At 70.3% G+C, this 23,216-nt stretch carries 21 protein-coding genes and 3 pseudogenes; 11 read left to right on the top strand and 13 right to left on the bottom strand.

Annotation, left to right across the window (positions count from 1 at the left end; all coding sequences use genetic code 11):
- The first annotated feature begins 100 nt into the window (after positions 1-100).
- Both ACQPZZ_RS37745 and ACQPZZ_RS37740 read left to right on the top strand, forming a co-directional pair.
- Positions 101-511: a hypothetical protein gene (locus tag ACQPZZ_RS37745; protein ID WP_432927024.1), complete on the top strand. Its 411-nt coding sequence runs from the start codon at positions 101-103 to the stop codon at positions 509-511.
- 532 nt (positions 512-1,043) lie between these two features.
- A complete protein-coding gene (locus ACQPZZ_RS37740; RefSeq protein WP_432927022.1) occupies positions 1,044-2,828 on the top strand; it encodes an ABC transporter ATP-binding protein in 1,785 nt (594 codons plus the stop codon).
- Here the strand turns inward: ACQPZZ_RS37740 and sigJ are convergent.
- From sigJ to ACQPZZ_RS37720, 4 genes are read right to left on the bottom strand one after another with little or no spacing between them, the layout of a single operon-like run.
- Entirely contained in the window at positions 2,819-3,778 is a 960-nt protein-coding gene (gene sigJ / locus ACQPZZ_RS37735; protein WP_432927020.1) for an RNA polymerase sigma factor SigJ, read from the bottom strand. The two genes, ACQPZZ_RS37740 and sigJ, sit on opposite strands and share 10 nt — an antisense overlap.
- 28 nt (positions 3,779-3,806) lie before the next feature.
- Positions 3,807-4,193, bottom strand: coding sequence for a DoxX family protein (locus ACQPZZ_RS37730; RefSeq protein WP_432927018.1), 387 nt, complete (start codon positions 4,191-4,193; stop codon positions 3,807-3,809).
- Between the two features lie 7 nt (positions 4,194-4,200).
- On the bottom strand, positions 4,201-5,061 hold the full coding sequence (locus ACQPZZ_RS37725; protein WP_432927016.1) for an NAD(P)H-binding protein: 861 nt from the start codon (positions 5,059-5,061) through the stop codon (positions 4,201-4,203).
- A 19-nt stretch (positions 5,062-5,080) separates the two neighbouring features.
- Positions 5,081-5,965: an NmrA family NAD(P)-binding protein gene (locus tag ACQPZZ_RS37720; protein WP_432927014.1), complete on the bottom strand. Its 885-nt coding sequence runs from the start codon at positions 5,963-5,965 to the stop codon at positions 5,081-5,083.
- Positions 5,966-6,095: 130 nt separating this feature from the next.
- On the opposite strand from ACQPZZ_RS37720, the pseudogene ACQPZZ_RS37715 reads away from it, so the two are divergent.
- Positions 6,096-6,392: pseudogene (locus ACQPZZ_RS37715) on the top strand (hypothetical protein); the annotation flags it as partial.
- Between the two features lie 16 nt (positions 6,393-6,408).
- On the opposite strand, the gene ACQPZZ_RS37710 reads toward ACQPZZ_RS37715, so the two are convergent.
- Entirely contained in the window at positions 6,409-7,083 is a 675-nt protein-coding gene (locus ACQPZZ_RS37710; RefSeq protein ID WP_432927012.1) for a hypothetical protein, read from the bottom strand.
- Between the two features lie 474 nt (positions 7,084-7,557).
- Here ACQPZZ_RS37710 and ACQPZZ_RS37705 point away from each other — a divergent pair, with 474 nt between their 5' ends.
- The 3 genes from ACQPZZ_RS37705 (at position 7,558) to ACQPZZ_RS37695 (ending at position 9,432) form a co-directional block, all read left to right on the top strand.
- Positions 7,558-8,079 carry an ATP-binding protein gene (locus ACQPZZ_RS37705; RefSeq protein WP_432927010.1) on the top strand — a complete coding sequence of 174 codons (522 nt, stop codon included), beginning with the start codon at positions 7,558-7,560 and terminating at the stop codon, positions 8,077-8,079.
- 194 nt (positions 8,080-8,273) lie between these two features.
- Positions 8,274-8,999, top strand: a complete 726-nt coding sequence (locus tag ACQPZZ_RS37700; protein WP_432927008.1) for a VOC family protein — start codon at positions 8,274-8,276, stop codon at positions 8,997-8,999.
- A 172-nt stretch (positions 9,000-9,171) separates the two neighbouring features.
- Positions 9,172-9,432 (top strand): hypothetical protein, encoded by a 261-nt coding sequence (locus ACQPZZ_RS37695; RefSeq protein WP_432927006.1) that lies wholly within the window; start codon positions 9,172-9,174, stop codon positions 9,430-9,432.
- A gap of 51 nt (positions 9,433-9,483) precedes the next feature.
- Here the strand turns inward: ACQPZZ_RS37695 and ACQPZZ_RS37690 are convergent, their stop codons facing one another.
- From ACQPZZ_RS37690 to ACQPZZ_RS37680, 3 genes are read right to left on the bottom strand one after another with little or no spacing between them, the layout of a single operon-like run.
- On the bottom strand, positions 9,484-9,933 hold the full coding sequence (locus ACQPZZ_RS37690; RefSeq protein WP_432927004.1) for a GNAT family N-acetyltransferase: 450 nt from the start codon (positions 9,931-9,933) through the stop codon (positions 9,484-9,486).
- A 50-nt stretch (positions 9,934-9,983) separates the two neighbouring features.
- The gene (locus ACQPZZ_RS37685; protein WP_432927002.1) at positions 9,984-10,922 is read right to left on the bottom strand and encodes a MerR family transcriptional regulator; all 939 of its coding nucleotides are present in this window, start codon (positions 10,920-10,922) and stop codon (positions 9,984-9,986) included.
- A 34-nt stretch (positions 10,923-10,956) separates the two neighbouring features.
- Positions 10,957-11,181, bottom strand: a complete 225-nt coding sequence (locus ACQPZZ_RS37680; protein ID WP_432934709.1) for a hypothetical protein — start codon at positions 11,179-11,181, stop codon at positions 10,957-10,959.
- Here ACQPZZ_RS37680 and ACQPZZ_RS37675 point away from each other — a divergent pair.
- On the top strand, positions 11,083-11,439 hold the full coding sequence (locus ACQPZZ_RS37675; RefSeq protein WP_432934675.1) for a tyrosine-type recombinase/integrase: 357 nt from the start codon (positions 11,083-11,085) through the stop codon (positions 11,437-11,439). The genes ACQPZZ_RS37680 and ACQPZZ_RS37675 overlap by 99 nt on opposite strands.
- Here the strand turns inward: ACQPZZ_RS37675 and ACQPZZ_RS37670 are convergent.
- The gene (locus ACQPZZ_RS37670) at positions 11,393-11,551 is read right to left on the bottom strand and encodes a transposase (protein ID WP_432927000.1); all 159 of its coding nucleotides are present in this window, start codon (positions 11,549-11,551) and stop codon (positions 11,393-11,395) included. The two genes, ACQPZZ_RS37675 and ACQPZZ_RS37670, sit on opposite strands and share 47 nt — an antisense overlap.
- 47 nt (positions 11,552-11,598) lie before the next feature.
- Between ACQPZZ_RS37670 and ACQPZZ_RS37665 the strand changes: the two are divergent.
- A pseudogene (locus ACQPZZ_RS37665) lies at positions 11,599-12,795 on the top strand (RNA-guided endonuclease InsQ/TnpB family protein).
- A gap of 242 nt (positions 12,796-13,037) precedes the next feature.
- Here the strand turns inward: ACQPZZ_RS37665 and ACQPZZ_RS37660 are convergent.
- From ACQPZZ_RS37660 to ACQPZZ_RS37650, 3 genes and pseudogenes are all read right to left on the bottom strand, one after another.
- A complete protein-coding gene (locus ACQPZZ_RS37660) occupies positions 13,038-13,304 on the bottom strand; it encodes a hypothetical protein (RefSeq protein ID WP_432926998.1) in 267 nt (88 codons plus the stop codon).
- A 784-nt stretch (positions 13,305-14,088) separates the two neighbouring features.
- A pseudogene (locus ACQPZZ_RS37655) lies at positions 14,089-14,323 on the bottom strand (IS21 family transposase); the annotation flags it as partial.
- A 21-nt stretch (positions 14,324-14,344) separates the two neighbouring features.
- Positions 14,345-15,529 (bottom strand): alpha/beta hydrolase family protein, encoded by a 1,185-nt coding sequence (locus tag ACQPZZ_RS37650; protein WP_432926996.1) that lies wholly within the window; start codon positions 15,527-15,529, stop codon positions 14,345-14,347.
- A 301-nt stretch (positions 15,530-15,830) separates the two neighbouring features.
- Here ACQPZZ_RS37650 and ACQPZZ_RS37645 point away from each other — a divergent pair, with 301 nt between their 5' ends.
- From ACQPZZ_RS37645 to ACQPZZ_RS37635, 3 genes are all read left to right on the top strand, one after another.
- The gene (locus tag ACQPZZ_RS37645; protein ID WP_432926994.1) at positions 15,831-17,816 is read left to right on the top strand and encodes a histidine kinase; all 1,986 of its coding nucleotides are present in this window, start codon (positions 15,831-15,833) and stop codon (positions 17,814-17,816) included.
- Positions 17,813-18,466, top strand: coding sequence for a response regulator (locus ACQPZZ_RS37640; protein WP_204285962.1), 654 nt, complete (start codon positions 17,813-17,815; stop codon positions 18,464-18,466). Before ACQPZZ_RS37645 ends, ACQPZZ_RS37640 begins: the two co-directional genes overlap by 4 nt.
- 77 nt (positions 18,467-18,543) lie before the next feature.
- Complete coding sequence (locus tag ACQPZZ_RS37635; protein WP_432926992.1) at positions 18,544-19,803, top strand: alpha/beta fold hydrolase; 1,260 nt, start codon at positions 18,544-18,546, stop codon at positions 19,801-19,803.
- Positions 19,804-19,866: 63 nt separating this feature from the next.
- Here ACQPZZ_RS37635 and ACQPZZ_RS37630 read toward each other — a convergent pair whose 3' ends face one another.
- On the bottom strand, positions 19,867-23,214 hold the full coding sequence (locus tag ACQPZZ_RS37630; protein ID WP_432926990.1) for an AfsR/SARP family transcriptional regulator: 3,348 nt from the start codon (positions 23,212-23,214) through the stop codon (positions 19,867-19,869).
- Between the last annotated feature and the right edge of the window lie 2 nt (positions 23,215-23,216).

Below are 23,216 nucleotides of genomic sequence, written 5' to 3'. Positions count from 1 at the left end.
AAACGGTATGTGCGGGCGTGTCGGCGTCGTGCGGCAAGCGCGGCCGGGTATTCCCCTCGGCGCAGTGACCGGTCAGCTGACGAAACGAGGAAGGCGGACCATGAACACTTTCACATTTCTCGGTGGCCTCGCTGTTTCGGTGGCATTTCTCCCTGTTGCGATGTCGTCTGCCGCGCAGGCGGATGTCGCGCCGGTGGCCCCGGCGCCGATGGAGCGGCCGATGGCGACCGCGCCTCGCGCCCATGAGCCGGCGAGGGTCTCCACGCCGACGATTCTCCCTCGGTACACCGCATTCCGCCGGTTCACCGCAAGGCAGCCGCGGCAATGGCGGGCCGGGTGGGATCCCTTTGCGGAGCAGGTGTTCGGGCCTGAGATGCAGTTGCAACTGGAGCCGGGGCTGGCACGCGAGGCGGCGCGGGAGACACGGGAGGCGCGAAGGGCGGAGGACCTGGAGACGATGACGGCACTCTTTTTCTATCTCTGGCTGGTGCAACCTCCCTCTTTCCGGTGATAGAGCGCGTGTCCGCCGCTTTCGGATAGTCGCACGCGCGAACAAGGCGGCCGGTAGTGGGGCATCCGGGGCGAGTGGCTTTCGCGGGCGCCTGTGGTCCGCGCACCTGTCGGAGCGCCCCCGCATTCCGCGCCCGGCGGCATGAAACCCCGGAGCCCGCGAGGCGCGACGCGGACCGATGAGTTCCTGGGGGCGATGCCGCGCCGATACGCCGAAGGACCCCGAAAGTCGTCCCGGGTCCTTCGGCGAGTCGCATGGATCACGTAGTCGGAAAGCGCCGTGGATCGGTGCCGCCCGGTGTTGAACCGTGCCATCAAACCGTGCCATCAAACCGTGTCAATTCATGCTGTTTCGTTCGCCATTCTCCCTGCCATTGCGGATGACGACACCGTGTGCGGTGCCGAGGCGGGGTGACAGAAAAATCGCTAGCTCTCCCGTACGCGCTGCGGCACCATGGCCACGGCGGCGCCGGCATTCGGGAGGGCTCATGGCTGCGCTCGGAGCGAACGAGGACGCTGAAGACGGTTCATCCGTGCGGAGATCGGCGGTGCTGCTGGCTCTGCGCTATTACTGGGGCGAATTGCGGCGCCAATGGCGGGTCGCGGTGCCCGCGCTGACGTTGCCGGCGATGGGGAACATCTGCCTGTTCTATCTGGCGCCGCTGGCGGTGGCCGGGCTCGTGGGGCACCTGTCCGGCGGCGGGAACGGCTCCATCGACGCGCTGCTGCCGTACGTGCTCGGCTTCGGCGGGCTGCTGCTCACGGGCGAGGCGCTGTGGCGGGTGGGGCTGCACTTCCTGAACCGCACCGACGCCCGGGGCATCGAGCGGCTCGGCGTGGTGGGCATGGACGAGTTGCTGGCTAAGGACGCGGCGTTCTTTCACGACAACTTCGCCGGCTCGCTGACCAAGCGGGTGATCGGATTCTCCTCGAGGTTCGAGGAGTTCGCCGACACGCTCGCGTTCTCGATCGTGGCCAAGGTGGTGCCCCTGGCCTTCGCCTCGGTGGTGTTGTGGCGATATCACCCGCTGCTGGTGCTCGTCCTCGTGGGTCTCATCATCGTCACCGGCGTCGTCGTCGCCCCGCTCATCCGCCGTCGCCAGGCCCTGGTCGACAAACGCGAGGCCGCCAGGGTGCGGGTGTCGGGGCACGTCGCCGACGTGCTGGCCAACATGGACACGGTCCGCGCGTTCGCCGCCGAGCATCGCGAAGCCGCCGAATATCGGGCGAGGATCGCCGAGCAGCGCAGGTTGTCCCTCCGCTCCTGGGATTACGGCAACCTCCGGGTGGACACCGTCGTGGCCCCGCTGTCGGTGCTCACCAGCGCCGGGGGCCTGCTCCTCGCCGTGGCACTCCGCGGCGGTCTCGGCGTGGAGGCCATCGTGGTGACGTTCACCTACTACTCGAACGCGATCAGCATCATGTTCGAGTTCAACCAGATCTACCGGCGCGTCGAGAGCGTGCTCACCGAAGCGGCCCAGTTCACCGAACTGCTCCTCGTGCCGCCGACCGTGGTCGATCCGGCCGATCCGCAGCCACTGCGCCCGGCCGACGCGAGCATCCGCTTCGAGCGGGTGAGGTTCGGGTACGCCGGCGGCCCGCCCCTGTTCGACGACCTGGACCTGGACATCCCCAGCGGCGCCAGGATCGGGCTGGTCGGCCAGTCCGGCGGCGGCAAGAGCACCCTCACGCGGCTGTTGCTGCGTCTCATGGACATCGACCAGGGCAGGATCCTCGTCGGCGGCCAGGACATCGCCCGGCTGCGCCAGGCCGACCTGCGCAGCCTCATCGCCTACGTCCCCCAGGAACCCGCCATGTTCCACCGGTCCGTGCGCGACAACCTCGCGTTCGCCCGGCCGGGCGCCACCGAGGCCGAGATCCTCCGGGCCGCGCGGGCGGCGCACGTCACGGAGTTCGTCGAGTCCCTGCCGGACGGATTCGACACCCTGGTCGGCGAGCGTGGCGTCAAGCTCTCCGGCGGCCAGCGGCAGCGCATCGCGCTCGCGCGCGCCATCCTGCGCGACGCCCCCATCCTGCTGCTCGACGAGGCGACCAGCGCGCTCGACTCCGAGAGCGAGATCCTCGTCCAGGAAGCGCTGTGGCAGCTGATGCAGGACCGGACCGCGCTCGTGGTCGCGCACCGCCTGAGCACCGTCGTCCGCATGGACCGGCTCGTCGTGCTCAACCGGGGACGCGTCGTGGAGCAGGGCACCCACGGCGAACTGCTCCAGGCGGACGGCCCCTACGCCCGGCTCTGGCACCACCAGTCCGGGGGCTTCCTCGTCGAGGACGACGCCCCGGAAGCGCTTCACCGCTGACCTGTGCCCGGGTCATGAACGACGGGCCGGCCCGCCGAGGTTTGCGCTGTTCCGGGGGTTTCGGGGTCTCGCTCGTGGGAGACGGATCCGAGCTTGTCGGGGTTGCTGACCACGTAGATGTCGTGCACCCGCTCCCCGTCCGCGTCGAGGTCGAGCACCATCACCGCGAGGGGCGCGTCCTCCGCGAAGATCACCACTGAGGGGTCGCCGTTGACCTGGCGGTAGCGGACGTCCACGCCGCCGCGCGCGTTGGCCACGACCACCCGGGCGACCTTGTCGCGACCACGGATCGGCCGCGGCCCGCCCGCCGCCGACTTGCCTCCGCCGTCGGGCCACAGGACGACGTCGGGCGCGAGCATCTCCATCAGCGCGGGCAGGTCGCCGCCGAACGCCGCCGCGACGAAGCGCTCGGTCACCTCCCGGTGCGTACGCCGGTCGACCCGGGCGCGGGGACGCCGCGCCTGCACGTGCTCGCGCGCCCGGTGGGCGATCTGCCGGATCGCGGCCGGGCCGCGGTCCAGCATGGCGGCGATCTCGGTGTGCTGGTAGGCGAACACCTCGTGCAGGACGAACACGGCCCGTTCCAGCGGGGTGAGCGTCTCCAGGATCACCAGCAGCGCGATCGACACCGACTCCGCGCGTACGGCGGGCTCGGCGGCGTCCGGACCGGTGATCAGCGGTTCCGGCAGCCACGGGCCCAGGTAGGTCTCCTTGCGCCTGCGCAACGCGCTCTGGTGCGCGAGGGCCCGGTTGACCGCGACACGCACCAGGTAGGCGCGGTGGTTGCCGATGCCGGACACATCTCGCGCCGCCCACGCCAGCCAGGTCTCCTGGAGCACGTCCTCGGTGTCGCCGACCGTCCCGAGCATGTTGTAGACGATGGAGAACAACAACTCGCGGTGGTCGGCGAACACCTCGGAAGCGTCGGCCGCGGCGATTTCGCGCATCATGAAACTCCTTGCCGGTACGGATACTGAATCAGCGCATCGCACGCAGCACGAGGGCGGGGTCGAGCGCCAGCGTGGCGACCGCCAGGCAGAGGAACACGATCGCCAGGGAGAACTGGGGCGAGAAGTCGCCGACGCGCAGATGGGTGTACAGGGCGCAGACGAAGTAGAGGACGAGGCCCGCGGCGGCGGCCGTGCCGACAAGGGGCACGCCGAGCAGCCCGAGCGCGAGTCCGAGCGCGCCCAGGGCCTTCAGCGCGCCGATCGGCCAGACCAGCCACGATTCCGGCACGCCTGCACGGGCGAGCGCGGGGCCGAGGGTACGCATGATCGGCGCGAGCCGGGTCATGGCCGCGAAACCCGAGAACGTGTTGGCGGCGATGGTCACCAGAGCGGTGACGACGTGGGCAACAGGCATCGAGGGCTCATCCGTTCCGGAAGGCGGCGATGTGGTCGGCCACCCAGTCGGCGTACGTGCGTGCGGGCCGGCCGAGGACCTTGTCCATCTCACCCGTCGGAGGATGCTGCTCGCGGCCGGCGTAGTGGTCGTACCGGGCCATCAGGGCACGTACGAACGGTTCGGGCAGCCCCATGCCGATGAGGTGCGCGGCGACGGCTCGCGATGGGACCTCCTCGAAGCGCAGGGGCCTGCCGAGCGCGGCGGCGATCACCGCCACCATCTCCTCGTGTGACAGCGACTCCGGCCCGGTGAGCTCCAGCCGGCGGCCCGCCAACTCGTCGGTGAGCAGTGCGCGGGCCGCGACCTCGGCCAGATCCCGCTCGTCGAGCACGGACTCCCGGAAGCCCGCGTGCACGTAGCGCACGACGTCTCCGGCGCGGATCTGACCGCCCCACGCCTGCAGGGTGTTGCCGGCGAAGGCACTGGCACGCAGGCTGGTCCAGGTCAGCCCGCCCGCGACGGCCGCTTCCTCGGCCTCTTTGTTCCGGTCTCCCCGCCAACGGGACGGCTGCAGGTCGAACGGGTCGCCGATGTTCATCGCCGACAGGGCCACCACTTTGCGCACGCCCCGCTCGGCGGCCAGGGCGAGGAGCCGGTCGGCGGAGTCGCCGAAGGTGCGCGGGTGCAGGAAGACCGCCTCGACGCCGGCGAAGTGCTCGGCCATCGTGCCGGGCCGGACCGGGTCGCCCCGGACGACCTCCACGCCGTACGGCAGGGCCGCGTCGCGCGGAGAGCGGCTGACGGCGCGTACGCGGGCGCCTTCGGCGGCGAGTCGCTGGACGACGAGACGCCCGACGGCGCCGGTCGCCCCGGTGATGAGGATCATGGTTTTCGCCTTCGTCCGGTCAGCGCGGGTCGGTGGGCAGGAAGTGACGGGCGTGCTCGGCGGCCCATTGGGCGAACGTGCGCGGCGGACGGCCGACGACCTGTTCCACGTGGTCGGTCAGCGTGGTGGCGAGTTCGCTGGGCGTGCCGTACATCCGCAGCAGGCTCTCCACCAGGTCCGCCTCGTCGGCTCCCTCGACCTCGGCGAACGCGCGGAAGAGGGACAGCGGCGGACGCCGGCCCGGCACGCTCCACTCGCGGCGCGCCTGGTCAGGGGTGAGCTCCTCGAACCGCAGGTCGCGGCCGGTCGCCTCTGCGATGATCGCGACCATCCGCCGTGCGGTCAGGATCTCGGGGCCGGTGAGGTGGTAGGACCTGCCGCCGTGACCGTCCTGCGTCAGCACGGCCGCAGCGACGGCGCCGATGTCGTACTCGTCGATCGGCGGGCTCTGGCGATCGCCGTACGGCTCACGCACCCGTCCGGTGGCCCGCAGCGGCTCGCCCCAGTCGTTCAGGAAGTTGGCCATGAACTGCAGCGGCCGCAGGAAGGTCCACTCCAGTCCGCTCGCCCTGACGGCCGGCTCCAGCGTGCCCTCCTGCCAGCCGCCGAGGACGGTGGCCTTGCCGGCCCCGGCCCGTTCCGCGAGAGCGACGATGTCGCGTCCGTTGGCGAGAGGCCGGTAGCCGTCGCCGAAATTGATCAAATGGACGGCGGTGACGCCGTCGAAGGCCGCCTCAAGGCCGGCGGCGTCGGTGAGGTCGCCCGCCACCACCTCGACGCCGTCCGGCAGGACGGCGCTGCCGGGGTCGCGGGTCAGCGCCCGCACCTTCCGGCCGCGCTCGAGAAGATGGCGGACGACCTGCCGGCCGACGGTGCCGGTGGCTCCGGTGACGAGAACGGTCATGCCGAGTGCTCCTTGTCGCCGTGGTCACGCCGTCCCGCTCGCTGTGCGCGTACGGGAACGGTCACGCCTCCTAAGAGGACCGGCGGGGAGCGAAGTGTGACGTGGCGGCCGGATTCACCGCTGGTTCCGGATGGACGCCGGCCCGGCGGGAGTGGGGGCACCGGCGCGGGACCCGGGACGAGCTCGGCCATGTTGGCATAGATCGACGCCCTGTCCGCGTCCTTGCTTGCTGATATCGCGAGGAGGACAGGTGGATCCAGGCTTTGAGGCGGACTTCCGGGAGTTCGTCCTCGATCGATCAGGAGCGCTGTTCCGCACCGCGTACCTGCTGACCGGTGACCGGCACGCCGCCGAAGACCTGGTGCAGTCGGCGTTGGCGAAGACCGCCGCGAAGTGGAGCGGCCTGCGCGACACCGCGGCCGTCGAGGGCTACGTCCGCCGCGTCATGTACCACGAGCAGGTGAGCCGGTGGCGGCGCCGTTCGCGCGTCGCGGAAGTGCCCACCGGGTGGCTGCCCGAACAGGTCGGCCACGGGCAAGTCCCTGCCCGAGGAAGACGTTCTCCAGCACCTGCGCGGGCAGATCGAGCCGCAGCCCCCGCCCGGGGGACGCGATCAGCGCCATCGGCTTGATGACGGCCATGATGCGCCACAAGGTCGGCAGCTCGTACGGCCACTGCTCGGGCCCGCCGGCAGGACCCCAGCCGTCCGGCCCCCATTCCTCCTCACGGAAGACGGCCACCAACCGCTGGAGCGCTTCCTTCACCGGCTCGATGCCCGTGTGCCCCGCCAGGTCGGAGAACCGCCCGTACAGCCCGTCAAGCTCGGCCACGCCCGCCACCATCTGACGCAGCGCCTCGACCGACGGCGCCAACGCGTCCAGGGCGAAAAGGTCGGGCCGGTACATCTCCAGTGCGAAGACCCGGCCCGTATCGGGGGCCCGGACCACCGCCTGCGCCTCCTGCTCCTCACTCAGCAGATGCCCGGCGACCTCCAGCCCGGCGATGAACGGATCGAGTTCGCCCGGGCCGAACTCCTCCTCGGCCAGATCCACCATCCGGAGCACGGGCGCCCCCACGGTCCTGAACGTCACCACCGTCTGCCCGTGGGCCGCAGTCACCACACCCCCCGTAAAAGGTCTTCTTGTGCGTGCGCCCCACCGTAACGGCGTGTTCTTCGCGAACGTGCCCTTCGGCCCGAAGCCGCGATCAGGCGGTTGAGCAACCGGCGGGTCAGGTCTCGGCATCGCGAACCCGCCCGGGAAGGAGAAGGGACAACCAGAGTGGGGTGTCCATCTAGGTTCGCCGTGTTGCGACACGCCGGCGAAGCTCGACGACGATGACGTTGGGCAACTGGCTGAGGAGCTTCCCCGACAAGCCGCGCCGGCTGTCGCTGTGCCCAACAGCGAAACGCGCTGCCTGGCTCTCGGAACGGCTCGCACTGAGCGGCGCCACATGGACGCGGAATTGCGGGGCCTCCTCCGTGACCCGGCGGACCTGATGAAGTGAGCAGAGACGTTCACCATCGGGGATGGGCAGGGAAATGTTTCTCGGCGTCCGTTTCCACGGTCTACACAGCACTAGCATCGGGCTCCGTGATCGTATGGCTTAACGGCACCCACGGTGCAGGCAAGACGACGACCGCTCCACTTGTGCGGCAACTGATCCCGAATTCACGGGTGTTCGACGCCGAGAAGGTAGGCGAGACACTCATGGACATCACACCGGGACTGCCGGCGACCGACAACTTCCAGCACTGGCCGCCGTGGCGGCCACTCGTAGTCGAGACCGCCCGCCTCGTGCTCGACTACACCGGTGGCACTCTGGTGATGCCCATGACTGTTCTGGTCGAGCAGTACTGGCGCGAAATCAGCACGGGCCTCACCCACCATGCCATCCCCGTACGGCACTTCGTCCTCCACGCCGACCAAGACACCCTTCGCAGGCGCATCGAGGGGGACACTCTTCTCGGCCCCTCCCCCTTCCGTCTCAGATACCTTGAGCCCTACGCCGAGGCGGCCCGCACGTGGCTACACGGCGAGGCCGAGGTCGTCGACACCACGCACCTGACACCCGCGCAGGTCGCACTGCAGATCGCAGAGGCCGTCAAAAGCTGAGGTTCGCCCCCACGCGAAAGCTGTGCACCCCGGTGAACGCTTCCGGTCACAGCACCAGCGATCAGCCCCGCCAGCTACGGGGAGTGCGCGGCCGGCGGGTTCGGTCGGTACGGCGTGGCGCTGCTGCGGCGGGGTGGTCCGAGCCGCCGATGCCCGCTTGACTCTCGGGTAGCCCGAGACTGGATGCTGTCTGGGTGAGCAGCGACGATCTCTTGAGCATCGGTGTTTTCGCCCTGGTCAGCGGCCTGTCGATTCATGCCTTACGGCACTACGACGAACTCGGCGTGCTGCGGCCGGCGGTTGTCGATCCGGTCACTGGTTATCGTCGCTACCGCCCTGAGCAGGTCCGGCACGCCAGGCTGATATGCGCGCTGCGGCGCGTCGATGTGCCAATCGACACCGTTCGCGTCGTGATGGACGACCCAGACGGTGAGGCACTGCGCACCGTGCTGCGTTCACACCGAGAGCGGCTGATGGATCGTGCTCAGGTTCTTTCCCGCATGGTCCACGTTGTGGATCACTACATCGAACATGGAGTGGCCATGCCCGATCTGAAGACCCCCCGCATCGTCCAGGTGACCATCACCGTCACGGACCTCGCCGAGTCGATCTCGTTCTATCGGGCGGCGTTCGACGCGGTGTTCAACGAGGAAATCTCATCGTTCCAGTTCGGCGCCTGGCCGAGTGAGGACTTCTTTCTACTGACTGTCGCACACGAGCTCAACGAGCATGGCAAGCACGATGGTCCAGCCGGAGTGTCCCGATTCGGTCTGCTCGTCGATGACGTGGACGCCGCGCACCGCCGTGCCGTAGACGCCGGGGCCGTCGAGGTCCACCCACCAGCGGATCAGCCGTGGAAGCCGCGTTCCTCATGCGTGACAGATCCGAGCGGGAACCGCGTCGATCTTTATCAAGGCTGACGGAAGGTCAAGGGTCATCATAGATAATAACTGGCGCGACGAGGTGTATTCCGCGCCTCCGCTTTTGGGCCTGGACCGTAGTGATATGTCGGCGATCTGCGACTGGCTTGACATGCACTTCCCGTGGAGCGGGACCAAAATTGACTGGCGTCGAGACGCCAGGGGAAGGCATATGCACTGGGAGACCCATGATAGCGGTCAGCTAACGTTCCTGGCGTCCAGGGAGATATGTCGACGCATTCGTCCCGGTTGGATGGTTGAACATGCCGGCGATGGGCTTTCACCTTACGGCGTACGCTTCACCGGCGATAACGCGCGTTCGATTGTGGCTGAATTGCTTGAGATACCAGAACATCACTACTTCCTCGCTGAAGACCGATCGTTGCTCGTGGTGGTCACAATGGAAGGAGACCTGGATGTGGTGGATCTTTGAAAAGGTGCGACCGTAAGGGGTGAAGGGAAGAATAGGTTCAGTGGGGCGCGGCTACGTCGTGGCTTGCTGCAATGGCTTGGAGCACAGGACGTCGGGCAAGGGCAGATAGCCGAGAGCCTGCCAGAACCGTAGCCCCGCCAAGTTGTCGGGCATGACGAGCAGGTTCACTCGTGGACAGCCGAGAGACCTGAAGCGGTTTTCAAGTTCGTGCACGAGCCAACCGGCTATGCCCTGACGGCGGTGCGCGGGGTGAACGGCTAGCCGCAGGATCCAGCCCCGCCGCCCGTCATAGGTTCCCATCACCACAGCGACCACGTCACTGTACGCTTCGGCAACCAGAAACAGCTCAGGGTCGCGCGCCCGCCGAGTATCCTCCGCTGAATCCGTCTTGCCGGATTCGACGCCTTCCTCGGCCGCACCCGCTACAGCTATAGCCAAGGAAGAGGGTCCGCGCGGGCCTGCTTCGAGCGCGGACTCCTGATCGGGCGCGCCGGAGCCCACGCGGCATGACCTGGATGGCCGGGCCATGCCGCGTCCTGTTCGGCCTCGCGCTAACGCTCCATGTGGGCACGCAGAGCCTGGACGAACCAATCGAACACTGGGGCCAGGCTCTCGGGGACCGGCCAGCCGTTGATCACGGCCAGCAGCTGCCAGTACCGCTCCACGCGGGGATCGTTGGCGGTCTCCAAGCGCCTCAGCAGCCAACGCTGCAGGTTGGCGTCGTCGGGGCGGCCAAAGACGTGCGCGTAGCGGGCCGTGAGCGCTGTGATCACAAGGGCGGCCTGGGGCGAGGTCGGGGCGACACCGGCTGCCAGTGCCTGGCCGACCCGGTCGCGGACGTCCTCGGTGAGGTCGTGGTGCAGGCCCGTGGTGTCGCCTTGAGCGCGTTCGGCCGCCTGGTACTCGGCCATCCGGCGCACGGAGGCGCGGAAGTCCGGGTCCTGGGAGAGCTCGGCGAGTTCGACCCAGGCCTCGACCTGCTCCGGCGTGGGGTCGTCGGGCAGGTCGGGCATAGCCGAGCGCATCATGGCCACCAGGTCGGGGTTGGCGTCGAGACCACCGAAGGTGTCGTCGATGAAGTTGCTGATATGACGTCGGCGTTCGTCATCGGAAAGCTTGGCGAGCTTGTGCATCAGGCCCATCTCCTCAGGGGTGGAGCCACGCTTGGCTACCGCTCGCAGCACCGCACGCCGCAGTCGCAGGGTACGGATCTGCACCTCCAGTGCTTCGGCATGTGCTGCGGAGACCTCGGGCAGCGAGATCTCCCGGTCCAGGACCTGCCGGACGGCGGCAAGGTCGAGTCCCAGGTCGCGCAGCGTCCGCACGAGGTCCAGACGCGCGAGGGCATCGATGCCGTAGAGCCGGTAGCCGGCCGGGCTGCGGTCAGTCGGCGGCACGATTCCCGAGTCGGAGTAGAACCGTATGGTCTTCACTGTCAGCCCGGTCCGGCGAGCCAGATCGCCGATCGAGTAAAGCGTGTCGCCGTCCACACTCCTTACTTTCGCGTCTCCCCCTGCTGGAGACTCAACCTCCTCTTCCCGGTCGCTGTTCCACTGCGGCGTCCCCGGCGATCACGGTACTGACATCGGGACCGCCAAAGAGCCGGAGAACCTCCACCGGCACTTCCGGGCCGTGCGCGACGCGGCGGGCATCCGGCGCGTACGGCTGCACGACCTCCGGCACACCTGCGCCACGATCCTGCTCGCTCAAGGCGTGGACACCCGGATCATCACGGAGATCCTCGGCCACAGCACGATCGTGCTGACCATGAACACCTACGCTCACGTGCTGCCCGAGCACCAGGCGACAGCGCTCGACAAGCTCGAAAAGGCGCTCGGCCGGGGCGCTACCGGATTCGTCCGCAGTGCTCCGGCCTTCAGGCCGGGGGTGAAGCGGACTGTCCCGCGTAGCGGGGCAGGGAAAGCCGATTCGCCGTCAGGCGGATCGGCGTCTTGGCGGATCAGACGGGACGGTTGTGGTGCTCGGTGTACTGGCGCAGGACGCTGATCGGTGCGCCGCCCACGCTCCCGGCGAAGTGGGAGCCCGACCACAGCGTGTTCGCCCGGTAGTAGTGGCGGGCCAGTTCGGGGAACTCGGTCCGCAAACGCCGTCCCTGCACGCCCTGACTCCCCGTACGCGCCCAGCAACGGATGGTAAAACCTTGGTGTGCGGCTTCGGTACAACTTCCGCCTCTCCCCGGCCCCCGCCCAGCAGGTCGCGCTGGCCCGGGCGTTCGGGTGCGCGCGGGTGGTGTTCAACGACGGGCTGCGCCTGCGGCGGGAAGCCCACGCCGCCGGGTTGCCGTACATCTGCGACGGGGAGTTGTCCACGCGGGTCATCACGCAGGCGAAGAAGACCTCGGAACGCTCGTGGCTGGGCGAGGTGTCGGCTGTGGTGTTGCAGCAGGCGCTGGCGGACCTGAACACCGCCTACCGGAACTTCTTCGCCTCGATCGGGGGAAGCGGAGGGGGCCGAAGGTCGCCCCGCCCCGGTTCCGGTCCCGCAAGGACACTCGGCAGGCGATCCGCTTTACCCGCAACGCCCGGTTCTGCATCACCACGGGCGGGAGGCTGCGCCTGCCGAAGATCGGCGATGTGCCGGTTCGCTGGTCCAGGTGCCTGCCCGCCGAACCGTCGTCGGTGACGGTGATCAAGGACGGGGCCGGGCGGTACTTCGCCTCGTTCGTGGTCGAGGTCGCCGAGCGGCCCCTGCCGCCGGTCGAGTCCGAGACGGGGATCGACCTGGGGCTGTCGGCCTTCGCCGTCCTGTCGGACGGTCGGAAGATCGACTCGCCGCGTTTCCTGCGCCGGGCCGGGAAGAAGCTCAAGCGGCTCCAGCGGGCGCTGTCGCGCAAGGCCAAGGGGTCGAACAACCGGGCCAAGGCCCGCCTGGCGGTGGCCCGCCGGCACGCGAAGGTCACTGACGCGCGCCGACAGTTCCACCACCAGCTGTCCACACAGATCATCCGTGAGAACCAAACGGTGATCGTGGAAGACCTGGCCGTGGCGGGGCTGGCGCGCACCCGGTTGGCCAAGAGCGTGCATGACGCGGGCTGGTCGGCCTTCGCCGGCATGCTGGAATACAAGGCCGTGCTGTACGGGCGGTTCTTCCACCGGATCGACCGGTGGTTTCCCTCCTCCAAGCGGTGCTCACAGTGCGGGACCGTCCAGCAGTCCATGCCGCTGAACGTCCCGGTCGTGGACCTGCCCCTGCGGGGCGGTCCACGACCGGGACGTCAACGCGGCGAAGAACATCCTGGCCGCTGGACGGGCGGACAGGCTCAACGCCTGTGGAGCGCGGGTAAGACCAGGCCCCGGCCTGGCACAGCGCGAGGAAGCAGGAAGCATCAGAGGTGCCGCATGATGCGGCACGGGCTGAATCCCCGGCCTTCAGGCCGGGGAGCGCGTCAACGAACCCCCTCCACCCTCGATGGGGGGTACCTGATCTCGTCAGGGCCGGTCGGTGCGGTCGGCCTGGTAGATCGGCCCCTCGTCGATCTGGGCGGTTTTCATGAAGGTCGCGCCTTTGTGCTGGGTGAAGACGATGGCGTACTTACCACCGCACATCTCACGCCGGCCGGTGAGGGCCAGTCGTTGCCGGCTCGGCTACTGGCCGACCTTCGCGCAATTTGCCCAGGCCCGGACCCGAACCACCTTATTGCTCACGTTTCTGACACGAACCTTCCAGTATTCGTTCCAATCGTCGTTACCCAGATCCGGGATCTGGACCGCGGCATCGCTGTAGACGTCTATTTTCTCCTCAAGCAGCATGTACCGGCCCCCGATGGTGATCTTTCCTGACGGGCACCTCGCGAGGGCGACCTCCTCGCGGCCAGGGGCGATGGATATCGTCGGCCCCATCACCGTCTGCACCTCCGACAGGCCGGGAGCCCCGCGATCCCCCTGTGGTCCCTGGGCTCCGGTTTCACCCTGCGGGCCCGGGGGGCCAACTGGCCCGGACTGGTTCCAGGTGATCTCCCGCTCAAGGGCCCCGCAGACGCCTTCGCTGGTGGGAATCGCTGTGGGCCTTGTCGTGGCTATCGACTGCGGCGCTGTCGACTCCGGCAGAGCCGTCTGGGGGATTCTGACGGTCCCGTCTTCCCGCACACAAGCAGTGATCACTCCTGTGGCCGTGTCCTGCGTTGACGCCACGGCCATCCCCGTCGCTCCGAGACAGAGTCCCGCCAGCGCTCCGGCCGTCAAACCTACGCGAGCGCGCATGACATGTCCTCCCGTTGTGGTTACGGGCCTCATCATGATCAATCGAACTTGTAGGAGGCTTGCAGGCCACTGGGAGCTTTTGGTTCACAAAGAAAGCGATGTGTCAGAAACGATTCGAGGAACGCCGGATCGCCTTCGTCCGCCTCGGAATGAAGGTGCGCATCCCTGAATCCGTGCTGAGCGAATTCATCGCCGCTGGCCTGGTGCAGCCATCACCACGAGAACCGGGAGGGCGGCATGAGCAAGCGGCGGTTCGGTCGCGTTCGGCAACTTCCATCGGGACTGACGGCGGCGCTCCCATTCGAGCGACGTTGACAGGGACGGTTCCAGACGCGCTTTTTACCGGCCTGGCACTCGATGCGGGAGGCCGGATCGACCGGCCGATACAGCACCCGCAGTTGCTGCACCCGCTCGAAGAACACCGTCTTGCCCGGGGTCCAGCCGACCCGTTCCGTGATGACCGAGGTCGGCATGTCCGGGAACTCCGCCGGCAGTATCCGGATCTCCGGCTCGACCACGTCGACGATCGATCCTTTCCCGGCTCGCACATATCGGGGCGCTTCATGCGAGGCCAGTGCTTCGCGCACCGTGTCTCTAGCGATCCCGAGCCTGCGGGCGATCGCTCGGATCGCCGGTCCCTCAGCCCGATGCGACCGCGGATCTCCGCTCAGTCCTCCACCTTCGACAGCGCCCTAACGGGCGATCACCTGCACCTCGGGAAACCGCGAGGAAGGTCTGTCGAGCAGGTCGCCTTTGTGCCGTAGATGGAGATCGAAGAAGGCCATGGTGTAGGCGCGGGTGACGGCGACGGAACGCGCCGCCGGCAGTGTCCCGTTCATCGCTCGCAGCTGCTCCTTCGACAGGCCGATCACCGGGGCCGCCTGCTCGTACAGCAGCGGCAGGTCGGTATAGGAATTGTGCTTGGCCCCCTTGGTCTTCACGTGCAGCCGCCAGTCCTTCAGCCGGGACCAGAATGCCTTCTGCCCGCGGATGGGCTTGTCGAAGATCTCGGCCTCCATGAGCATGTACGGCTTTGCCAGTCCTTTGGCGGCCACCTTGCCGAGGGCGGGTCCGTCCAGGTTCAGGACCGCCTTGACCCGCCGATCCTCCAGCATCGTCGCAGCGGCCGTCGCGCCTCCCGCGGAATGGCCGAACATGCCGACCCTGCTCAGGTCGAACGCGCCACGCAACCCCTCCGGCAGCTTCCGGCCTTCAACATCAGGGTTCCGCCCCTTGTTCAGCTCCTTGAGCCGGTCCAGCACGAAGCGCGTGTCAGCCACCCGCACCTTGATCTCTTCGGCCTTCTCGTCCAGCCGGCTCACCGGAACCGGCTTCAGGACACGGCCGGTGACCGTGCCGTTGGGGAACTCCACCTCGCCGGCATCGCCCGGATGATCGATCGTGACCACCATGTAGCCCCAGCTGGCCAGTTCTTCGACCGTGGTGGTGTTCATGGAACGGTCGGCGCCGTTGCCGGGCGAGAACAGTACGACGGGCAGCCCTCGGCCCGCCACACGGGCCCCTTCGCGGCCATGGGTCGAAGGCAGGCTGACAGCCGCAGGCGAGAGGCTGTTGTTGCGATAGAAGGCCTCGGCGGCGCGAGGCGGCAGCCAAGGTGCGGCGGGGTGGCCGTCCGGACGACGCGTGGGGTACCACAGGCTGATCATCAGCTCACGCCGGTCATGTGCCTTGATCCACGGGTCCCCCCTGGAGCCGTCACGCAGGTGCAGCGCGACAGTGCCGATCTCGCGTGGACCTGTCGGCTGGGGCAGGGCCACAGTGACGGGCTTCGACACGGCCTGTACGGCGGGCCCGGTGAGCAGAAGGCCGACCGTCACGGCAGAGGCCACGCCGCGTCTGAGCAGTGCGTAATTCATAACGGCCACGCTAGGAAGGCTCGCTGTGCAGAAACTCCCCACCGGAGATGACTTTGGCAGTCGTACGAATTAAGGAAGCACCCGTCCACTCGGAGGGGAGGTCAAGGCCAACTCGAGCTTGACACTGAGGGCACTCCCCGCTAAGCCCTGCCACCCCGCCGCGACGCGGAGACCTGCCCCCAGGGGCGGCTCATGCCGTGCACCACCCGGCACGGGGCCGGCGAGGCATGCCCTGGCGAGCCGCGCTGCCCGAACACCTCGCACTGTGCTGTCACGTACGGAATCACTAGGCTTGCTCGGCGTGCTGTCGGGCTGGCTGTGGTGGGTCGTGCCGCTCATCGTGACCGTGGCGCTGTACGGCCTGGCCCTGCGGCAGACGGCAGGGGTGGCCGCCGGGGGCGTCGTGGTCGTGTTGGTGCTGACCGCAGGGACGGCGAGCGCCCTCGGGGAGTCGCCCAGGTCCGTCACCGGCGTGACCCTGTTGGCCGCCGGGCTCGCCGCGGTCACCTGGGCCCTGGGCAGGGCGCGGCGGCGCGGCCGGGCGACACGCCGGGCCGTGGCCGTTTTCCGCGCGGCCGCGCCCGATGTGCCGGGCGTGGCCGCCGAGGCCGAGCGGCACCGGATCGCCGCCGAACTGCACGACACCGCCGCCCACAGACTCACCGGCATCGCGGTCGGTGCCGCCTCCGCCTTGCGTCTCGCCGACCCGGCCCTCGTGGCGGAGGCGGCCCGGTATGCCGCTGAGACCGGCCGCCTGGCCACCCGGGAACTGGAGCGGCTGACCACCGGCGGCACCGGTAGCGGCTCGGCCGATCTCGCCGACGTGGACGCGCTGGCCGCAACGTGGCCAGAGCCGCGTCTCACCTACGTCAGAACAGCCGGGAGCGCCCCGTCTGAGATCGCCGCCGTCGCGTACCGGGTGGTTCGCGAGGCGCTGACCAACGCCCTGCGGTACGCGCCGGGAGGCGCCGTACGGGTAGGCGTCGACCGTGAACCCGGCCGCCTGGTCGTCACAGTCGTCAACGATCCTGGCGAGCCGGTCGTGGACAACGCGGACGTGGCCGGTGGAATGGGCGGCGGATACGGGCTCGCCGGGCTCAGGACGGCGGTGGCCGCCTGCGGGGGGTTCCTGTCCGCGGGCCCGGATCACCGGGGATGGGCCGTGCGCGCCGAATTCCCGCTCACCCCTGACGAGGGCCCGGCATCGACGTCGTACGAGTGGCGTGGCCGGCAGGCGTCGGACGCCGCGCTTGCGGTCCTCGCGCTGGCGCTGTCCATCGGTACGAGCCTGTTGACGACCGACACGCCGGAGAGTCTCCCCGGAGAGGCCACCCTGCTGGTGCCGCTCTTCCTCGCGCACGCCCTGCCGCTCGGCCTGCGCAGGCGGGCGCCGCTTTTCAGCCTGGCGGCGGCGTTGTCGGTCTATCCGGTCCTGCTCGGCGCCGGACTCCTCGGCTGGACGAAGCAGCCCGCAGGGGACGTGTTCCTGTGGTGCCTGTGGGTCGAGCTGGCGCTGCTCTACGCGCTGGGCGCGTACGGCCCTCGCGCACGCCGACGGTGGGGGGCTCTCGCCACGGCGGCCGTGGGGGCGATAGGCGGGCTTGCTCTGGCGTGCGGGCCGGGGATCGTGGGAGACCGGGCAGCCGCGTGGGCGGTGCTGGCCCTGGGCGTCTCGGTCCCGTCGGCGGTGGCGTGGGGGCTCGGCCTGGCGGTGGGGTCGAGGCGTGCGCGGCGCCATGCGGCCATGGCGTGGGAGCGGGATCTGCTCGGCCGCGAGACGGCGACGGTCGTGCTGGCGGAGCGGAACCGGCTGGCGGCGGGCCTGCGCCGTTCGGCCCTGCGACATGCCAGGGCCATCGTGGTCGCGGCGGACGCGGGGCGGCTGGACACCGTGCTGGCCGAGGCCAGGGCGGGGCTGGCCGCGCTCAGGGAGTCGCTCGGCGAACTGCGCCGCCAGAGCGGCGACGACCCGCCCCCGACCATCGCCGGAATCGCCCTGCTCGCCGTGCGGCACCAGGGCACCGTCCGGTACGCCGGAGCCCGCCGCGAAGCGTCCCCCAGCGTGGAGGTCGCCGCGTTCAGAGTGGCCGAGGCGATGCTGCGTGGCAGCACACGGGATGAACGGGAGATCACCGTGGCCTGCCGCGCCGACGGCGTCGCGGTCTCGGGGCCTTCCGCCACGAGCGAGGACCGGCGGGTCCGGGCGCTGGCCGACTCGGCCGGAGGTAGCGTCTCGGACGCCGGGGACGGGATGGTGAGGGTGTGGCTTCCGGAGGTGCTCCCTTGATCAGGGTGACGGTCGCCGACGACCAGGCGGTGGTGCGGGCGGGCATCGCGGCGGTCCTGGACGCCGAACCCGACCTGAGCGTCGTGGGCCAGGCCGCGGACGGAGAGGCCGCCGTGGCGCTGGCTGTGTCGCTGCGGCCCGACGTGGCCCTCATGGACATCCGGATGCCGGGCCTGGACGGGTTGCGGGCGACCGCCCGGATCGGAGCGGAAGCGCCCGGTACGCGGGTGGTGGTGCTGACGACATTCGGCCTCGATGAGTACGTGTTCTCGGCGCTGAGGGCCGGTGCCGGCGGATTCCTGCTCAAGGACGCCGAACCGGAGAGAGTCGCCGACGCGGTCCGGGTTGTGGCCTCGGGAGACGCCCTCCTCGATCCGGGGGTCACCCGGCGTCTCATCGACCGGTTCGCGTCCGAGCCGGAACCTCGTGACGCCGCCGTCCTCGGCACGCTCACCCGGCGCGAGACCGAGGTGCTGACGCACGTCGCCCGCGGTCTCACCAACGCCGAGATCGGCGAGGTTCTCCGGATCAGCCCCTCGACCGTCAAGGACCACGTCGCGGTGATCCTCGCCAAGCTCGGCGTCCGCGACCGCCTCCAGGCGACCATCACGGCCTACGAGACCGGCCTGATCCTCCCGGGCAGGCGCTGACCCCCGCCGCACGGCGGGGGTGACGACGGTTCCGCGGGAGGAGGTCGACGCGGGTTCGGCTTCCTAGCGTGGCTCGCATGAGATCCAAGCTGTTGTCCGGCGGCGCGTTGGCGCTCGCCGGGGTGATCGCGGCGGCCGTGGCCGGGATGGCGGCCTTCGTCGGGACGGCCGCCGCAGTCCCGGTCGTGATGGTGTTCTCCGCGGCCGGCCTCGTTGCGGCGGCGGGAACCGCCTGGGTGTTCGGGCGGGCCGCGGCAAGGCGGTTCGGCAGCCCGCGGGCGCTGTGGCCGTACGTCGCCGGCGTCGTGCTCGTGACGGCCGGGCCCGTGGCCCTCATGGCGATGCGCCCCTTCCCCGTGCCGCCGACGGCCGCGGCCCCGCCCGGCGTCTCCCACTGGAACCTGGCCACGGGATCCCGCATCGACTACGTGAAGATCGCCGCGTCCGGTAAGCCGCGCCCGACACCCGTGATCTTCCTCCACGGCGGCCCCGGGACCCCCGGAGAGGGCGTCCCGGAGGCCGGGCGGGAGCTGGCCGCGGCCGGTTTCGACGTTTACGCCTATGACCAGGTCGGCGCCGGCCGCTCCACCCGGCTGGCCGACGTGAGCGGCTACACCGTCGCCCGGCACGTCGCCGATCTGGAGGCGATCCGCCAAGCGATACACGCCGAGAAGGTCATCCTCGTGGGCAGGTCATGGGGCGGGACCCTGTCGGCGGCGTACATGGCCGCCTATCCCAGCCACGTCGCCAAAAGCGTGCTCACCTCACCGGGCGCGATCTGGGAACCGGCCTTCCCCGGTGGACCGGGCAGTCCCTGGGACCGTCTCCCCCCGGCCCAGGCGGAACGCGCCGACGAGCTGACTTCCAATCCCCGGTTCCTCCTCCAAGCGCTCCTGCTCCAGGTCAACCCGGCCGCCGCGCACGCACTCGTGCCCGACGCCGAGGCCGACGCGTACTTCCGCGAACTGTTGATCACGGCCAAGGACGCCACCGGATGCCCCGGAAGCCCGCCCGCCCCCGTCCACGACAACCCGCCCGGCTTCTACACCAATCAGATGACGTCCGCCGACGCCGCCACCGTCCCCGACCCGCGTCCGAAGCTGCGGACCGTGCATGTGCCCACGCTCATCGTGCGTGGCGAGTGCGACTACCTTAAATGGGCGGTCACCCACGAGTACCGGCGCACGCTTCCCGAGTCGACCCTCGTCTACGTACGCGGCGCGGGGCATTCGATCGCCAACGGCCGTCCTGACCTCTACCGCGATCTGCTCGTGACGTTCCTTCTCGACCGCCCGCTGCCCCTCCCGCCGGTCACGTCGGCGGACGAACCCGCCTGACCCGCGCGACGGCGACGACCTGAAACAGCCCGCGAACGACGCACCGGACCTGGCAGAAGCGCGTCACCATGCCGAGGAGCCGTCTGGCCGGCCGGCACCGGCAGGCAGTACCGCCTCCTCGGGGGTCAGCCGTGTGCCGTGCTCGAACCTCTCCTTGAAGACGAGCCCGTCCAGGGCGGCCCGGGCCGCCGCCGTGATGCGGTCGACGTCGCCGCGCTCGGCGGGCGGCAGTGGGGCGCCAACGCTGCGGCGGGCCGTGTCCGCTGCGCCGAGCAGCACGGCCGCGGACGCTGCGGCGTGCTCGTCCCCGTGCAGGGCCAATGCGCCCGCGAGGCCCTCCAGCGACAGGGCGAGGGCGCGCGGCTCACCGAGGGAGCGGGCGATGTCCAGGCCGCGCAGGTGGTGGGCGGCGGCCTGGGCCGCGTCGCCGCGGAGTTCGGCGATGAAGCCGAGCTCGGCGAGGAGCAGATGGTCACCCGCCTGGGACGACACGTCCGCGTAGCCGTCGCGGATGTGCAGCAGGTACGCCTCGGCGGCGTCGAGGTCGCCGGAGCGGCGTGCGCCGAGGGCAAGACCCATCTCCGAGTGGATCTCGCCGTATGTGTAGCCCTGTTCCGAGGCGATGCGGCGGGCCTGCTCGTGCAGATCGCGGGCCCGGTCCCAGTCGCCGGCGAGCAGCGCGAGGCGGCCGAGCCCGGAGAGCCGCGCCGAGACCTCCGCCTCCAGGCCCAGTTCCCGTGCGATCCGGAGCCCTTCGTGCTGGCAGTGCGCCGCCTCCTCGTACTCGCCCTTGATCTCGGCGAGCGCGGCGAGCGGGGACACCGTCTGCAACTCGCCCCAGCCATCGCCAAGCTCACGGAAGAGCGAGGCGCTGCGCAGCCCGTCTCGGCCGAGCCCCGCGAGGTCGCCGCGATCCAGTGCGAGTCTCGCCCGGAGGGCGAGCGCGGCGGCCGTGCCCCACTGATCGCCCGCGTTGGTGAAGAGGGCGAGGGCACGGGCGTTCAGCTCGTCGGCGTCGGCGCCCGCGCCGGCGCTGAACAGGCCGTACGCGCACAACCACAGGGCACGGGCACGGCGCGCGGGGTCGGGGACGGTGCCGGCGGCAGTGTCGGCGGCAGTGTCGGAGGCAGTGTCGGAGGCAAGGGCGGTGGCCGCGGCGTGGTCGCCGGTCAGCAGCGCGAACGCGGAGTGGAGGAGCGTGACTTCGGGGGTCGCGGTGGCGGCCGTCGACGTTGAGACCGCGGTGAGCACCGCCTCCAAGCTGCGGCGGGCCTCGGTGAGGCGGCCGCGCAGCAGCCACCACCAGGACAGTGCGGTGGCGAGCCGCGCGGCCTCGGTGGCCTCGCCCGCGGCGGCGCGGCGCACCGCCGCGTCGAGGGCCGCGCGGACGTTGCCGGCTTCGGCGTCCAGCCGGGAGAGCCAGGACCGCTGCTCGGCGCCGCGCAGCCGGGCCTCCGCGCGTTCGGCGAGCGCGAGGTAGTGGTGTAGATGGCGGTCGCGTACGGCGGTGAGGTCCTCCATCTCGTGCAGCCGTTCCGTCGCGTACGCGGCGACGGACTCGAGGAGCCGGTAGCGGTTCCCGTTGGGCCCGTTCACCACGACCACGAGGGACCGGTCGACGAGCCGCGTCACGAGGTCGAGCACCTCTTCCCGGGCGACGCCGTCGCCCGCGCACACCGCTGTGGCGGCCTCGAGGTCACAGCTGTCACTGAACATGGCGAGGCGGCGCAGCACGATCCGCTCGGGCTCGCTGAGCAGCTCCCAGCTCCAGTCGATCATCGCCCGCAGGGTCTGCTGCCGAGCCGGCGCGCCCCGCTGGCCGGAGGTGAGAACCTGGAAGCGGTCCCCGAGACGGGCCGCCAGATCCTGTACGCCGAGGGCCCGCACTCGGGTGGCGGCGAGCTCAAGGGCGAGCGGGATGCCGTCGAGGCGGCGGCAGATCTCGGCGACGGCGGCACGATCGGCCGGGTCGGGCGCCTCCAGATCTGACGGGAAGCCGGGGGCGGACGCGGCGGCGCGCTCCATGAACAGCCGTACGGCGTCGGCGTCCCGGAGGGGTTCGACCAGGAACACGGCCTCGCCCGCCAGGCCGAGCGGCTCCTGGCTGGTGACCAGGACACACAGGCCCGGGGCGGCGCTCAGGAGGAGCTCGGCGAGTTCGGCCGCGGCGTCGACGACGTGTTCGCAGTTGTCCAGGACGAGCAGGGTGCGGCGGTCCCGCAGGGCGGCGGCGAGGTGGTGGGCTGGTGAGGATGTCTGGGCGCCGGTGCCTGGCAGGGGGGAGTGGGTGTCGTCTCGGATGCCGAGCGTCCCGGCGACGACCTGGGCGAGGTCGGCGGCGGCGCTGGCGCGCAGGCCGGCGAACTCGACGAGCCAGATGCCGTCGGCGAGGTCGGCGGCGCCCGCGTCCGCGCCCACCGCGGCGGCCGCCGCCACGGCCAGGCGGGTCTTGCCGACGCCGCCCGGACCTGTGAGCGTCACCAGCCGTGTAGCCGTAGGGCCGCGCAGGAGGCGGGACACATCGGCGAGGGCCTGGCTCCGGCCGATGAGGGGGGTGAGGGGTGCCGGCAGGTTCGAATGCGTGCCCGCGACGGGCAGGCCTGCCGTCGCCGCTTGGGAACGCCGTGCCGGCGGGAAAAGGTGGGCGTCTTCCGCGCTGCCGGGTGCCGCCGGCCGGGGCGTCAGCGCGGAGTCCTGCCGGAGCACCGCCTGGTGCAGCGCGGCCAGGTCGGGGCCTGGGGCGACGCCCAACTCCTCTGCCAAGCGGGACCGCAGGTCCTCGTATGACGCGAGGGCCTCGCTCTGGCGGCCGGCCACGTACAGGGCCCGCATGTGCAGGGCGCGCAGGCGCTCGCGCAGCGGGTGCCGGGCCACGAGGTCGGCGAGTTCCGGGGCGAGGAGAAGGTGGTCCCCCGCCTCGAGGCGGGCCTCGGCCTGCTCCTCCATCACGGACAGCCGCTGCTCCGCGAGGCGCTGCGCGGCCGCCCGTACGAACTCCTCGTCCGCGAAGTCCGCGTACGCCGGCCCCCGCCACAGTTCGAGGGCTTCGGTGAGCAGCGCGGCCCGCGCGCGGGGATCCCGTACGCGGCGGGCCTCCGCCACGAGGGAGCGGAACCGGGTGGCGTCCACTTCGTCGCCGTCGAGCCTCAGCCGGTAACCCGGGGGCTGCCGCACCACCCGGTCTCGGCCGAGGATCCGGCGCAACTGGGAGACCCTGGTCTGCAGGGCTCCCGCGGGCCGGCCGGGCGGGCGGTCGCCCCACAGGTCGTCGATGAGGCGGTCCGCCGAGACCGGTCCCCCGTCGTGGGCGAGCAGATCCGCGAGCAGCGCCCGGACCTTGGCCTCGGGGACCTTGACCTCCTGCCCGTCCTCGGCCCACACCGCCAGTGGCCCGAGCACCCCAAACCGCATGC

Origin of the sequence: Microbispora sp. CA-135349 (genome assembly GCF_050947365.1) — a bacterium.
Classification (GTDB): domain Bacteria; phylum Actinomycetota; class Actinomycetes; order Streptosporangiales; family Streptosporangiaceae; genus Microbispora.
Note: the sequence above shows the minus strand (reverse complement) of the source record. Positions and strands in the feature narration are given on the sequence as shown.

What these genes read in the sequence shown, in the direction of transcription:
- sigJ (WP_432927020.1), bottom strand. Translation starts at nt 3,778, where the DNA reads ATGATGCGCGAAATCGCCGCGGCCGACGCTTCCGAGGTGTTCGCCGAC.
- ACQPZZ_RS37650 (WP_432926996.1), bottom strand. Translation starts at nt 15,529, where the DNA reads ATGAATTACGCACTGCTCAGACGCGGCGTGGCCTCTGCCGTGACGGTC.
- ACQPZZ_RS37720 (WP_432927014.1), bottom strand. Translation starts at nt 5,965, where the DNA reads ATGACCGTTCTCGTCACCGGAGCCACCGGCACCGTCGGCCGGCAGGTC.
- ACQPZZ_RS37635 (WP_432926992.1), top strand. Translation starts at nt 18,544, where the DNA reads ATGAGATCCAAGCTGTTGTCCGGCGGCGCGTTGGCGCTCGCCGGGGTG.
- ACQPZZ_RS37745 (WP_432927024.1), top strand. Translation starts at nt 101, where the DNA reads ATGAACACTTTCACATTTCTCGGTGGCCTCGCTGTTTCGGTGGCATTT.
- ACQPZZ_RS37695 (WP_432927006.1), top strand. Translation starts at nt 9,172, where the DNA reads ATGCACTGGGAGACCCATGATAGCGGTCAGCTAACGTTCCTGGCGTCC.
- ACQPZZ_RS37630 (WP_432926990.1), bottom strand. Translation starts at nt 23,214, where the DNA reads ATGCGGTTTGGGGTGCTCGGGCCACTGGCGGTGTGGGCCGAGGACGGG.
- ACQPZZ_RS37730 (WP_432927018.1), bottom strand. Translation starts at nt 4,193, where the DNA reads ATGCCTGTTGCCCACGTCGTCACCGCTCTGGTGACCATCGCCGCCAAC.
- ACQPZZ_RS37725 (WP_432927016.1), bottom strand. Translation starts at nt 5,061, where the DNA reads ATGATCCTCATCACCGGGGCGACCGGCGCCGTCGGGCGTCTCGTCGTC.